Annotated in this window: 13 protein-coding genes; 11 read left to right on the plus strand and 2 right to left on the minus strand. The window is 64.0% G+C overall.

The annotated features are described in order from the left end of the window. The first annotated feature begins 31 nt into the window (after positions 1–31). On the plus strand, positions 32–1,720 hold the full coding sequence (gene boxC / locus IF809_RS04840) for a 2,3-epoxybenzoyl-CoA dihydrolase (RefSeq protein ID WP_462836974.1): 1,689 nt from the start codon (positions 32–34) through the stop codon (positions 1,718–1,720). Between the two features lie 13 nt (positions 1,721–1,733). Beyond that, entirely contained in the window at positions 1,734–3,185 is a 1,452-nt protein-coding gene (gene boxB / locus IF809_RS04845) for a benzoyl-CoA 2,3-epoxidase subunit BoxB (RefSeq protein WP_128968887.1), read from the plus strand. A 171-nt stretch (positions 3,186–3,356) separates the two neighbouring features. Here the strand turns inward: boxB and IF809_RS04850 are convergent, their stop codons facing one another. Next, positions 3,357–4,157, minus strand: a complete 801-nt coding sequence (locus IF809_RS04850) for an SDR family oxidoreductase (RefSeq protein ID WP_128968886.1) — start codon at positions 4,155–4,157, stop codon at positions 3,357–3,359. An 85-nt stretch (positions 4,158–4,242) separates the two neighbouring features. After that, a complete protein-coding gene (locus tag IF809_RS04855; RefSeq protein ID WP_462836975.1) occupies positions 4,243–5,301 on the minus strand; it encodes a polysaccharide deacetylase family protein in 1,059 nt (352 codons plus the stop codon). 167 nt (positions 5,302–5,468) lie between these two features. Here IF809_RS04855 and IF809_RS04860 point away from each other — a divergent pair, with 167 nt between their 5' ends. The 9 genes from IF809_RS04860 to pstS all read left to right on the plus strand — a co-directional run bounded on the left by IF809_RS04860 (position 5,469) and on the right by pstS (position 13,429). Further along, entirely contained in the window at positions 5,469–6,863 is a 1,395-nt protein-coding gene (locus IF809_RS04860; RefSeq protein ID WP_128968884.1) for an OmpA family protein, read from the plus strand. 2 nt (positions 6,864–6,865) lie between these two features. Continuing rightward, the gene (locus IF809_RS04865) at positions 6,866–7,174 is read left to right on the plus strand and encodes a hypothetical protein (protein WP_462836976.1); all 309 of its coding nucleotides are present in this window, start codon (positions 6,866–6,868) and stop codon (positions 7,172–7,174) included. 78 nt (positions 7,175–7,252) lie between these two features. After that, the gene (locus tag IF809_RS04870) at positions 7,253–7,843 is read left to right on the plus strand and encodes a TetR/AcrR family transcriptional regulator (protein ID WP_462836977.1); all 591 of its coding nucleotides are present in this window, start codon (positions 7,253–7,255) and stop codon (positions 7,841–7,843) included. Next, positions 7,840–8,772, plus strand: a complete 933-nt coding sequence (locus IF809_RS04875; RefSeq protein ID WP_462836978.1) for a haloalkane dehalogenase — start codon at positions 7,840–7,842, stop codon at positions 8,770–8,772. Before IF809_RS04870 ends, IF809_RS04875 begins: the two co-directional genes overlap by 4 nt. A gap of 11 nt (positions 8,773–8,783) precedes the next feature. Then, a complete protein-coding gene (locus tag IF809_RS04880; RefSeq protein WP_128968880.1) occupies positions 8,784–9,011 on the plus strand; it encodes a SelT/SelW/SelH family protein in 228 nt (75 codons plus the stop codon). Positions 9,012–9,029: 18 nt separating this feature from the next. After that, positions 9,030–9,461: a GNAT family N-acetyltransferase gene (locus tag IF809_RS04885; RefSeq protein ID WP_462836979.1), complete on the plus strand. Its 432-nt coding sequence runs from the start codon at positions 9,030–9,032 to the stop codon at positions 9,459–9,461. 409 nt (positions 9,462–9,870) lie between these two features. Then, a complete protein-coding gene (locus IF809_RS04890; RefSeq protein ID WP_462836980.1) occupies positions 9,871–10,926 on the plus strand; it encodes a UPF0104 family protein in 1,056 nt (351 codons plus the stop codon). Between the two features lie 46 nt (positions 10,927–10,972). Continuing rightward, positions 10,973–12,265 (plus strand): ATP-binding protein, encoded by a 1,293-nt coding sequence (locus tag IF809_RS04895; protein WP_462836981.1) that lies wholly within the window; start codon positions 10,973–10,975, stop codon positions 12,263–12,265. Between the two features lie 150 nt (positions 12,266–12,415). Beyond that, entirely contained in the window at positions 12,416–13,429 is a 1,014-nt protein-coding gene (pstS, locus tag IF809_RS04900) for a phosphate ABC transporter substrate-binding protein PstS (protein WP_462836982.1), read from the plus strand. The last annotated feature ends 175 nt before the right edge of the window (positions 13,430–13,604 follow it).

The following is a 13,604-nucleotide window of genomic DNA, read 5'->3' on the forward strand; positions in this document are numbered from 1 at the left end:
CAGACCGCATAATCAAGCTCAAGGGTGGCCCATGGCCGGGGAAGATCGTCGTCTCGCAGGCGGCGCGACATTCATCGATTTCCAGACCGAACCGTCCCGCTACAAGCACTGGAAGCTGGCGGTCGAAGGTAGCGTCGCGACGCTGACCATGGACGTCGACGAGAATGGCGGCCTGTTCGAAGGCTATCTGCTCAAGCTCAATTCCTACGATCTCGGCGTCGACATCGAACTCGCCGACGCGCTTCAGCGGCTCCGCTTCGAGTATCCCGAGGTGAAGGTCGTGGTGATACGCTCGGCCAAGAACCGCGTGTTCTGCGCCGGTGCCAATATCCGCATGCTGGCGGGCTCCACGCACGCCCACAAGGTGAACTTCTGCAAGTTCACCAACGAGACCCGCAACGGCATGGAGGACTCGTCTGAGAATTCCGGCCAGCGCTTCATCACTGTGGTAAACGGCTCCGCCGCCGGCGGAGGCTATGAGCTGGCGCTTGCGACCGACCACATCATCCTCGCCGACGACGGCGCCTCTGCCGTCGCGCTGCCGGAGGTGCCGCTGCTCGCGGTGCTGCCCGGCACCGGCGGTCTCACCCGCGTCGTCGACAAGCGCAAGGTGCGCCGCGACCACGCCGATTTCTTCTGCACCATCGAGGAGGGCGTCAAGGGCAAGCGTGCCGTGCAATGGCGCCTCGTCGACGAGATCGCGCCGAATTCGAAGCTCGAGGCGAAGATCGCCGAGCGTGCCAAGGAGTTCGCGGGCGCTTCGAAGCGCCAGGGCAGCGGCAAGGGCGTCGCGCTGACCCCGCTCAAGCGCGTGATCGACGAAAACAGCATCCGCTATGGCTTCGTCAACGTCGACATCGATCGCGCCGCACGTATCGCGACCATCTCGATCAAGGCGCCAGAGGTCGCGCCGCCCTCCGACATCGACGGCATGATGGCGCAGGGTGCCTCGTTCTGGCCGCTGCAAGTGGCGCGCGAGCTCGACGACGCCATCCTGCACCTGCGCATCAACGAGCTCGAGATCGCCATGCTGGTGTTCAAGAGCCATGGTGACCGCGCCCATGTGCTCGCATCCGACGCCTTCCTCGAAGCCAACAAGGCGCATTGGCTGGTCAACGAGATCAGACATTACTGGAAGCGCGTGCTCAAGCGCATCGATGTCACCTCGCGCACGCTGGTGACGCTGGTCGAGCCGGGTTCGTGCTTTGCCGGCACGCTCGCCGAGCTCGTTTTCGCCGCCGACCGCTCCTACATGCTGATCGGCACGCGTCAGGGCGACAATCAGCCGCCGCCATCGATCGAATTGTCGGCGATGAACTTTGGCCCCTACCCGATGAGCCACGGCCTGACGCGGCTGCAGTCGCGCTTCCAGGCCGATCCATCGGACGTAGAGCGTGCGGAAGCCACGATCGGGACGAGCCTGGACGCGGAGGAGGCCGAAGAGCTCGGCCTCGTCACCTTCGCGCTCGACGATATCGACTGGGACGACGAGGTCCGCGTGTTCCTGGAGGAACGCGCCAGCTTTTCGCCCGACAGTCTCACCGGCATGGAAGCGAGCCTGCGTTTCGTCGGTCCTGAAACCATGGAATCAAAAATCTTCGCGCGCCTGACCGCCTGGCAGAACTGGATCTTCCAGCGCCCCAACGCGGTCGGCGAAGAAGGCGCGCTGCGCCGCTACGGCAGCGGCCAGAAGCCGAAATTCGATATGACGCGGGTTTAAGGAGAGCACGGCCATGAACATGAACATCATGAACGTCGACTACTCGACCAAGATTCCGAACAATGTGAATCTCGCCGAAGACCGCCAGGTGCTCAAGGCACTGGAAGGCTGGCATCCCGGCTATATGGATTGGTGGAGCGACATGGGGCCGGAAGGCTTCCAGGAATCGCTGGTCTATTTGCGTACCGCTTACTCCGTCGATCCGCGCGGCTGGGCCAAGTTCGATTACGTCCGCATGCCCGAATATCGCTGGGGCATTCTGCTGGCGCCGCAGGAAGAAAATCGCGTCGTGCCGTTCGGCGAGCATTATGGCGAGCCGGCCTGGCAGGAAGTCCCCGGCGAGCATCGCGCCATGCTGCGCCGCCTGATCGTGATCCAGGGCGACACCGAACCCGCCTCGGTCGAGCAACAGCGCCATCTCGGCAAGACCGCGCCCTCGCTCTACGACATGCGCAATTTGTTCCAGGTCAACGTGGAGGAAGGCCGTCACCTCTGGGCGATGGTCTATCTGCTGCAGAAATACTTTGGCCGCGACGGCCGCGAAGAGGCCGACGAGTTGTTGCGCCGTCGCTCGGGCGATGCCGATGCGCCGCGCATGCTGGGCGCCTTCAACGAGGCGACGCCGGACTGGCTGTCCTTCTTCATGTTCACTTACTTCACCGACCGCGACGGCAAGATGCAGCTGCACTCACTGGCGCAGTCGGGCTTCGATCCCCTGTCGCGCACCTGCCGTTTCATGCTGACCGAAGAAGCGCACCACATGTTCGTCGGCGAGACCGGCATCACCCGCGTCGTGCAGCGCACCTGCGAGGCGATGAAAGCCGCAGGCATCACCGATCCCACCGACATCGCGAAGGTCCGCGCGCTTGGCGTCATCGATCTCCCGACCATCCAGAAGAAGCTGAACCTGCACTACACGCTGTCGCTCGACCTGTTCGGCTCGGAAGTCTCGACCAACGCGGCGAATGCCTTCAACGCCGGCATCAAGGGCCGCTACCACGAGACCCAGATCGAGGACGATCATCAGCTCAAGAATTCCACCTATCCGGTGCTCAAGCTGATCAATGGCGAGATCAAGCTGGTCGACGAGCCGGCGCTGACCGCGCTCAACATGCGCCTGCGCGACGATTACAGCCAGGATTGCGTCAAGGGCCTGCTGCGCTGGAACAAGGTGATTTCGACCGCGGGCTATGACTTCAAGCTGACCCTGCCCAATGTCGCCTTCCACCGCCACATCGGCGAGTTCAAGGACGTGCACGCCACGCCCGACGGCATCCTGATCGACAATGCCACCTGGGCCAAGCGCAAGGACGAGTGGCTGCCCTCGAAGAGCGACGGCGACTTCATCACCTCGCTGATGCAGCCGGTCACCGAAAGCGGCAAGTTCGCCTCGTGGATCTCGCCCCCGAAGGTCGGCATCGACAACAAGCCGGGCGATTTCGAATACGTGAAGATCGAGTCGTAAGCGTTAGGGTCGACGTCCTCGCAGCACAAATGGTGTCATCACCCGCGAAAGCGGGTGATCCAGTATTCCAGAGGCCGCAGTGATCGAGCCGATGGACCGCGGCGTACTGGATGCCCCGCCTTCGCGGGGCATGAAAGCGTGCGTGGAGCGGGTGGGCCGCGCCGAGCCCCTTTACCCCGCGATCTCCAATCCGGCATTCGCATACACAACACCGCCGTCGACCGCGATGGTGTTGCCGACGACGTAATCGCCCGCGCGCGAGGCGAGATAGATCGCCACGCCCGCCATATCCTCGTCGGTGCCGATGCGCCGCGCCGGAATGCGTTTTGCGACCTCATCCGAATGATCGCGCGCGGCGCGGTTCATGTCTGACTTGAACGCACCCGGTGCGATCGCGGTGACGTTGATGTTGTCCTTGATCAGCTTCGTTGCCATGCGCCGCGTCAGATGAATCACCGCGGCCTTGCTCGCGGCATAGGAGTAGGTCTCGCCGGGATTGACGAAGATGCCGTCGACCGAGGCGATGTTGATGACCTTGGCGGGCCGCTCGTGCGAGGCCGCGGCGCGCAGCGGCTTTGCCAGCGCCTTGGTCAGGAAGAACAGCGATTTGACGTTGAGGTCCATCACCTTGTCCCAGCCGCTTTCGGGGAATTCGTCGAACTCAGCGCCCCAGGCTGCGCCGGCATTGTTGACGAGGATGTCGAGCTTCGGCTCCAGCTTGATGATCTCGGAAGCCAGCTTGTTGCAGCCTTCGACGGTCGAGATGTCGATCGGCAGCGCGATGCATTCGCCGTCATATTGCGCCGAGAGCTCTTTCGCGGTGGCTTCGCAGGGACCGGCCTTGCGCGCGGTGATGTAGACCTTCGCGGCGCCGGCACCGAGAAATCCGGCCGCGATCATCTTGCCGATGCCGCGCGAGCCGCCGGTCACGAGTGCGATGCGGCCTTTGAGCGAGAACAGATCGTTGGACATGGTGCCTCCCTTGGTTGACGACGTTTTGAGCGCCGCGGGGAGGGGAGTCAACTCGGCGTCGTTCCGGCCCGCGCCGGGACGATCATCAAGCCGCCGCGATCCGGCGGAAGCCGTTCCACATCGCGGTCGCGGCGCCAGAGGTCAGCACCGGCAGAATGCGTGCGTCCTGATAATTTCCGTTGAGCGAAACGCGCGGCAGCGCGGTCATGTGCCCCGCGTTCTCGGCGAACAGCATGCCGGGTCGTGTCGTCACTGCGGTCTTGAAGCCGGCGGATGCGGCCAGTGCGAATTCGCGCGCCCCCGCGGCCTCGCGGTCGCCATAGGGGTAGGCGAGATGGAGCACGTCGCGGTCCAGCGCCTGCGCGATCCGCGCCCGGCTCACGGCCATCTCCTGCGCGGCGATCTCCTCGCTTTGCTTGGCGAGATTGCAATGGCTGACGCTGTGAGCGCCGATCGTGATCAGCGGATCGGTCGCGAGCCGTTTCACCTCGTCCCAGGACAGGCAGAGGCTGCGGCACACGGCTTCCATGTCGATGCCATGGGCGGCGCACAGCGCCTCGATCTCGCGCTTCAGATCATGCTCGCCCGGCAACGCGCGCAGCCAATCGTGCAGGTGATCGAATGTCGCCTGCTTTGCGGCCGGCGTCGATGCATCGAGCCGAAGCGCGGAATGGCCGATCTTGACGTCGACCTGCCCGGCCTTGGCGACGACCGCTTCCAGAGCGACCCACCACAACCGTCCAGTGCCCTCGGCGAAGTCGCTGGCGACATAGATGGTCGCCGGCGCGTCGAATTCGCGCAGCACCGGCAATGCATGGTCCCGGTTGTCGCGATAACCGTCGTCGAGGGTGAACGCCGCGAAGCGGCGATCGAACCGGCCCTGAACCAGCCGCTCGTGCAGCTCGTCCATGCTGACGATGTCGATCTCGCGCGAACGCAGATGGCACAGGGTTGCCCGCAGGAAATCGGGGGTGACCTCGAGATGCCGGTTCGGCTGAAACGCGCCCTCTCGGGCCGGCCGCACATGGTGCAGCATGAAAATCGCGCCGACGCCCGACAGCAGCGGACGCAGCAGATGATGCGCCCCGCTGAAGTAAAGTGCACCCAGCCCGGCGCGAATGACGTTGTTACGGAGTTGTTTCATACCGGCCGGCCGGCCCCCTGGGCATTTCGCCGTCAATTTAAGGAACGACCCTTGAAGAAAAAGTTATTCCAATTGTTTCACGCGCAGTCCCCTAAACGGCCCCATTTCCGGTTTGACAGCCTGCCAAGGGTTTGTTTTGTCTCCGGTTCCAGAGTTCGGGTCGTCGAATGCAGATGCTTTTCAGGTGGGCCAGCAAATGGTGGCCGGGGCTGATTCCCCTGGCCGTCATGTGGGGATTTGCGGCCTGGAATAACACCTTGCCTGTGGAGGCCGACCTGTCGGCCCGTAGCTCGGCCGCACTCAAGGACACCGTCCTGGACAAGACCCGGATCGCAGTCGACGGCCGTGACGTAAGCCTGGCCGCGGATGCCTTTTCCGAGGAGGGGCGCCGCGATGCCGTGACCACGGTCGAGATGGTGCCGGGCGTGCGGCTGGTCGACGACCAGACCCGCCTTGTTCCCGAAGCAAAACCCTTCGTCTGGAACGCCGAGCGTGACGTGGTGCGGGTGACGCTGTCGGGCTCCGCCCCGTTGCCGTCGATGAAGGCGCGACTCACAGAGGCCGCGCGCAAAGAGGTCAACGGGACCGAGGTCGCCGATCAGATGGGCCTGGCCCGCGGCGCACCGCCGCGCTTCGAGGCGGCCGCGATGCTGCTGCTCGACCAGATCGGCAAGCTCAAGGACGGCAAGATCACGATCTCGGACACCAAGGTCACCCTATCGGGCATGGCGCGCGATCTCGGCGGCCGCGAGGCGATCGCCGCGGCGCTGAAGAATCTCCCCGAAGGCTTCTCGATCGCCGCCAACGAGATTAAGGCGCCCCCTTATATCTTCCAGGCCTACAAGGATCCGGTTGCCGCCACCGTGACGCTGACCGGCTACGTGCCCGACAACACCGTGCACGCAGCGATCGCAACCAGCGCCTCGCGAAAGTTCTTCGCGGAGAAGGTGGTCGACAATCTCAAGGCCAGCATCGGCGCGCCCAGCTCTTTCAATACTGCCGTGGTCGCAGCGCTCGGCGCGCTGTCGCGGCTGTCGACCGGCACGCTCGTGGTATCCGATCGCGAGGTCAAGCTGTCAGGAGATGCGTTGTACGAAGGCGCCGCCAACGACATTCGCGCCGGTCTCGGCAAGGACTTTCCGAAGACCTGGCAATACAAGCCCGAAATCACCGTGAAGCCCGCGGCGGGGCCTGTCGACGGCACCGTCTGCCAGCAATTGTTTTCCGAACTGCTGGCCAAGGGCAAGATCCGCTTCGAGCCCAAGCGCGCCGACATCGATCCTGACTCCGCCGGCATTCTCGATCATCTGATCGAGACGGCGTTGCGTTGCCCGACCACCAATATCGAGGTCGCGGGTCATACCGATGCCGACGGCGAGGATTCCTTCAACCAGGCGCTGTCCGAAAAGCGCGCGCAGGCGGTGATCGCTTATCTGGTCAAGGCCGGCCTGCCGGCCGATCGCTTCACCGCCGTCGGTTACGGCAGCACGCAGCCTGTCGCCGGCAACGACACCGACGACGGCAAGGCGCAAAACCGCCGCATCGAATTTCTGGTGAGGTGACGATGCCCTATCTCGTCTCGTTCCATATGGGCTGGCTGATCGGCTCGGCTCTGCTGGGCTTCTGCATGGGCTGGATCTCGGTGGTCCAGCGCGGCAACGGCACCTCGAAAGTCACGGCGCGCTGGCTCGCGGCGTTGGTTGCGGGCCTGGTTGCGGCCTCCTTTGCGCATGTCGTCCCAGGCCGTTTCGGCTACTGGCTCGATCTCGGGCTGGTCTTGTTCGCGTGCTACCTCGTCGGCTGCACCATCGGCGCTTGGCTGCGTTATTGGGTGGTCTCGCGCAGCCAGCCTGTGGCACCAAAAATTCTATAATCAATTGATCTCAAACGGGATTGTCGAGATAATATGTCTTCGCTTGACATCAATACGTACGTACGTATTATATTCCCTATGCCAAAGCCATCGCTCAAAGACGCCATCCTCGACGCCGGCCTGAAGGTCATGTTCCGGACCGGCTATCACGGTACCAGCGTGCGCGACGTCACCGCTGCAGCGGGCGCTCCGCAGGGGTCCTTCACCAACCATTTCCGCTCCAAGGAGGCGTTCGCCTCCGAGGTGCTCGACCGCTATTTCGCTGTCACCAGGGGGCTGGTCGCGGAGGCGCTCGAGGACACCTCGCTGACGCCGCGCGCGCGGCTGAAGCGCTATCTCGACATCATCACTGGCCGTCTCGAGGCCGACGGCTACGGTCGTGGCTGCCTGATCGGCGATCTCAGCCTGGAAGCGACCGGCAGCAGCGAGCTGCTGCGCGCGCGTCTGGCGCAGATCTTTGCCGAATGGCGCGTGCCGTTCGCCGCCTGCATCAGGGATGCCCAGACCTGCGGCGAGATCGCCTCCGATTTCCCGCCCGAGGAGCTTGCCGATTTCCTGCTTGCGTCCTGGCAGGGCGCGATCCTGCGCATGAAGGTCGATCGCAACCCCCAGGCGCTCGAGCGTTTCAAGACCATCGCATTCCAAACCGTGTTCAAGGAGCTGACATGACCAAGCAGATCGAGATTCAGATTCGCAAAGCGTCCGTCCTCGGAAGCAGCATGGCCTATCGCGAGACCGGCGCGGAGGACGCGCCCGTCGCGCTCTTCCTGCACGGCAATCCGACATCGTCGCACATCTGGCGCAACATTCTGCCGCTGGTGGCGCCGGTCGCGCATTGCATCGCGCCCGACAACATCGGCTTCGGCCAATCCGACAAGCCGGACATCGCCTATCGCTTCTTCGACCTCGCCCGCTATCTCGATGCCTTCATCGAACAGCGAGGTATAACGTCCGCCTATCTCGTCGCGCAGGATTGGGGCACGGCGCTCGCTCTTCACCTTGCTGCGCGCCGGCCGGACCTCGTGCGCGGCCTCGCCTTCATGGAGTTCATTCGCCCGATGCCGAGCTGGCAGGATTTCCATCATACCGAGGTCGCCGAAGAGCAGGACCACGCAGAGGCTGCGCGGGCGGCCTTCCGCAAGTTCAGGACGCCGGGCGAGGGCGAGGCCATGATCCTGGAGGCCAATGCCTTCATCGAGCGCGTGCTGCCCGGCGGCATCGTGCGAAAGCTCAGCGACGAGGAGATGGCGCCGTACCGCGCGCCCTTCCCGACCCCGGAGAGCCGCCGACCCGTTCTCGCACTTCCGCGCGAGCTGCCGATCGCGGGCGACCCCGCCGATGTCTACGCGACACTTCAGTCGGCGCATGCGGCGCTCGCCGCATCGTCCTATCCCAAGCTGCTGTTCTCAGGTGCGCCCGGCGCCATCGTCTCGCCCGCCTATGCGGAGGCGTTCGCAGCCTCGCTGAAGCATTGCGCTCACGTGCATCTCGGCCCCGGCCTGCACTTCCTTCAGGAGGATCACCCCGAGGCGATCGGCCGCTCCGTCGCGGGCTGGATCGCCGGCATCGAAGCAATGCGCCCGCAGCTTGCAGCGTGAAGGAGCGCGAAATGTCTGACGTGACCATTATCTATTGCCGTCCATGCGGCTACGAAAAGCATGCAAGAGAAGCGGCCGCGGCGCTGCGCCGGCAACTGGCTTTGGAACCGGATCTCGTGCCAGGCAAGGGAGGCGTCTTTCAGGTCAAGCTTGGCGAGCGGATTGTCGCAAGCCGCAGCAAGGGCCACTTCCCGGGCAGTGACGAAATCGTCGCTGCAGTCATCGCGGCGCGGCGCTGAAGCGGGGAGACGTGGCCGATGTCAATTGTCTGGACCGACGATCCCGCCGGCATCAGCTGGGATGAGCTCTCCGCGCTTTACCGGGTTGCCCCGCTCGGCAACAAGGCGCCCGCCGATCTCGCGCTCGTGTTCGGTAACAGCATGTTTCTCGCCTTCGCCCATGACGAAGGCCGCCTTGTCGGCGCCGGACGTGCGCTGGCCGATGGCCGCGATTGCGCTCATCTGTGTGATGTCGCAGTGCACCCGGACTATCAGGGGCAAGGTCTCGGCCGCGAGCTCGTCGCGCGGCTGCTGGCGCGATGCCGTGGACATCGCAAGATCATCCTCTATTCGGTACCGGGCAAGGAAGGCTTCTACGAACGCCTCGGATTCCGCCGGATGACGACGGCCATGGCGATTTTCGACGACCAGGCCAGCGCGTATCAGCGCGGCTATCTGACCGCGCCTTAGGTGGTCCTGCGTCCTGGGCTCGCTGCGCCGCACCCAGCGGCGCACTGCCCCTCTTTCAACAGGCCGGCCCCATTCATAGATTGATTTCTGCTTAAGGCGTGACGGAACATTGTCGGGCCGAAATCATCAAAACTTCATGGCGTCTGCGCAGGATCGCCATGGAGATTCGCGCCGAGTCTTGCCGCCGAAAGCGCCAAACCGTGCATCAGGAGCCTGCAGCCTGCCTAAAACATTGAAGGCACGTGATTTTGTTCACATTGGCGAATTCCACTCCGCCGCAAAACGCGCTAGTGGAGGGGCGGGGGGCATGCGCGATGCCGGAGCCGGCGGCGAGGGACCGTCGAGCGCCTGTGCGTCATCCGCCCGTTCGCTGGCCACCCCGGCCGCTGAAGCGTTGTTCGAGGTCTAGATGCTGGAAGCCATACGCAGGGCGATGACGTTTCTGCGCCAGAAGCAAATCCTGCATAAGCTTGGAGTTGTGATCAGCGTCGCGGTCATCGGCATCGCTTGCTATGTGCTCTACCACATGCTGCGCGGCATCGACGTCAACGAGGTGATCGAAGCCATCAAGAGCACCGAGCCGAGCCAGATTGCGATGGCAGGCCTGTTCGTCGCTGCGGGCTATTTCACCCTGACCTTCTACGACCTCTTCGCGGTGCGTGCGATCGGCCATTCCGAAGTGCCCTACCGCATCAACGCGCTCGCCGCCTTCACCAGCTATTCCATTGGCCACAATGTCGGCGCATCCGTCTTCACCGGCGGCGCGGTGCGCTATCGCATCTATTCGGCCTATGGCCTCAACGCGATCGACGTCGCAAAGATCTGCTTCCTCGCCGGCCTCACCTTCTGGCTCGGCAATGCCGCCGTGCTCGGCCTCGGCATCTCCTATCATCCCGAGGCCGCCGCCTCGATCGACCTGCTGCCGCCCTGGCTCAACCGGACCATCGCGATGATGATCATCGCCGCGCTGGTGGGATACGTGGTCTGGGTCTGGACCCAGCCGCGGGTGGTTGGACGCGGCCCCTGGACTGTCGTGCTGCCGGGTGGCCCGCTGACGCTGCTCCAGATCACGATCGGCATCATCGACCTCGGCTTCTGCGCGCTCGCGATGTATGTGCTGGTTCCGGACGAGCCCAATCTCGGCTTCGTCGTGGTTGCCGTCATCTTCGTCTCGGCGACCCTGCTCGGCTTCGCCAGCCACTCGCCCGGAGGGCTTGGCGTGTTCGATGCCGCCATGCTGGTCGGCCTCTGGCAGATGGACCGGGAGGAGCTGCTCGGCGGCATGCTGCTGTTCCGGGTGCTCTATTATCTCTCCCCTTTCGTCATCTCTGTAATCTTGCTGACGTTTCGCGAGGTTATCATCGGCGCTCGATCGAAGCGCCTGCAGCAGGCGGCCCTCAAGCTCGACCCCGGCCCACCACGGGAAGCCGCTTATGTCAGAAAGCGCAGCGACGGCGGCGCCTGACCGGCGCAGGTCTCGAATCTAGACTCCCTAGGAGAAGTCCGCCCCGATGGCGATCGACGCCCCATCTTCTCCCCCCGCTCAGCCCTGGTCCGACCGGCTGCGGCACTCGACAATTATCCTGATTGCCGCTGCGCTGGCGCTGTCGACCGTAGTTTCGCTCGGCGAATTGTCGGCGCTGCACGCCGCGATCATCTTCCTCTGCATCGCGGCTGCGGCGCTGATCCCGTGGCGGCTGCATGATACCGTCGCCTCGCGCGAAGACGTCAGGCGCGTCAATCCTGTTGAGACCGCCGCGGTGGCCGCTGTCGTCGCCGGCATGCCCGATCCCGCCGTGCTGCTCGACCGCGCCGGTCGCGTCATCCACCTCAACGCCGCCGCGGCCCAGCTTGCGCCGGCACTGCGCAAGAACGAGCTCGCCCAATTCGCGCTTCGCTCGCCTGAAATCATCACCGCGCTGCGCGAGTCCATTGCGACAACCGAGCCGCGGCGTGCGACCTACCTCGACCATGTGCCGGTGGATCGCTGGATGGAGCTGATCATCACCCCGGTGCCGGTGCCGACCAATTTCGGCGGCGCCGATAAATGCATGCTGATGACCTTCCACGACCAGACGCCGCTGCGCCGGGTCGAGGAGATGCGCGCCGATTTCGTCGCCAATGCCAGCCACGAGCTGCGCACGCCGCTCGCCGCGCTGTCCGGCTTCATTGACACGCTGCAGGGCCAGGCCAAGGACGACCCCAAGGCGCGCGAGCGCTTCCTCGGCATCATGCACAATCAGGCCACGCGCATGGCGCGCCTGATCGACGATCTCTTGTCGCTGTCGCGGGTGGAGCTGTCGGCCCATGTGCGGCCGGATACCCTGGTCGACCTGCTGCCGATCATTCGTCAGGTCGCCGATGGGCTCGAGCCGCTGGCGCGCGAGCGCCAGGTCGAGGTCGAGACCCATCTGCCTGATGACCCGGTGATGATCGCCGGCGATCGCGAAGAACTGCTGCGGCTGTTCGAGAACCTGATCGAGAACGCGCTCAAATACGGCGCTTCCGGAGGACGCGTCATCGTGTCGCTCACCACGACGCCAACGACTGATGGAACTCAGGAGATCCGAGCCACGGTGCGCGATTTCGGTCCCGGCATCGCACCCGAGCACCTGCCGCGCCTGACCGAGCGCTTCTATCGGGTGGATGTCGGCGACAGCCGCTCGCAGGGCGGAACCGGGCTCGGATTATCGCTGGTGAAACATATTCTTAACCGCCACCGCGGTCGCCTTGTGATCGAAAGCGTGCCCAAACAGGGCGCCACTTTCACTGCCTGTTTTCCCTCGGCCAAGACTTTAGTATAAGACAAAAATGCAAGCGATTTCAATCGCTTGATGGTGTCATCCGACTGTCACGAAACCTTCGTAAAAGCTCAGCCGACCGCTCCTAAAGGGGCGGCGCGGGGAGCGCGATCGGGCGCGGATGGCGCTTCGCTCCCCTGTATGGAGACCAGCATGAATTTCATCAAGACGATCGTCGCTGCCGGCTTGGTCGCCGCCACGACGACGGCGGCCTTTGCAGCCGACATCACCGGTGCCGGCGCGACGTTCCCGTTCCCGATCTATTCGAAATGGGCTGATGCCTACAAGAAGGAGACCGGCAACGGCTTGAACTACCAGTCGATCGGTTCCGGCGGCGGCATCAAGCAGATCCAGGCCAAGACCGTGACCTTCGGCGCGACCGACATGCCGCTCAAGGCCGAGCAGCTCGAGAAGGACGGTCTCGCGCAGTGGCCGATGGTGATGGGCGCGATCGTTCCCGTCGTCAACCTTGAAGGCGTCAAGGCCGGCGAGATGGTGTTTGACGGCGAGACCCTCGCCAACATCTATCTCGGCAAGATCACCAAGTGGGACGACGCCGCGATCAAGAAGCTCAATCCCAACGTGAAGCTGCCGTCGGAGGCGATCACCGTGGTTCGCCGCTCGGACGGTTCGGGCACCACCTTCAACTTCACCAACTATCTCTCCAAGGTCAGCGCCGACTGGAAGAGCAAGGTCGGTGAGGGCACCGCCGTCGAGTGGCCGGTTGGCGTCGGCGCCAAGGGCAATGAAGGCGTGTCGGGCAACATCAGCCAGACCAAGAACTCGATCGGTTACGTCGAGTACGCCTACGCCAAGCAGAACAAGCTGACCTACACCAAGTTGGTCAACAAGGGCGGCAAGACCGTTGAGCCCACCACCGAGGCGTTCCAGGCGGCCGCAGCCAACGCCGACTGGTCCAAGGCGCCCGGCTATTACGTCATCCTGACCGACCAGCCCGGCGACAAGTCCTGGCCGATCACGGCGGCGACCTTCATCCTCATGCACAAGGATGCCACCGACAAGGCGGCCTCGCAGGAAGCCATCAAGTTCTTCCGCTGGGCCTTCAAGAACGGCGCCAAGGCGGCCGAGGAGCTCGACTACATCCCGATGCCGGACAGCGTTGTCCAGCAGATCGAGAAGACCTGGTCTGCCGAGATCAAGAGCTGAGCCCAGGCTCCCGTGTCCCGGACGCGGTGCGGCATGAAATGACGCACCGCTGAGCCGGGACCCACAAGAGGTGGCCCCGGATCTGCGTCGCACCGCTTACGCGCTGCGCCGCGTCCGGGGCACGAGACCGATCAAACAAGAACGAGTAAATTGGTACAGGGGATCGGCGTGGCAG

The organism is Bradyrhizobium sp. UFLA06-24 (assembly GCF_054967145.1).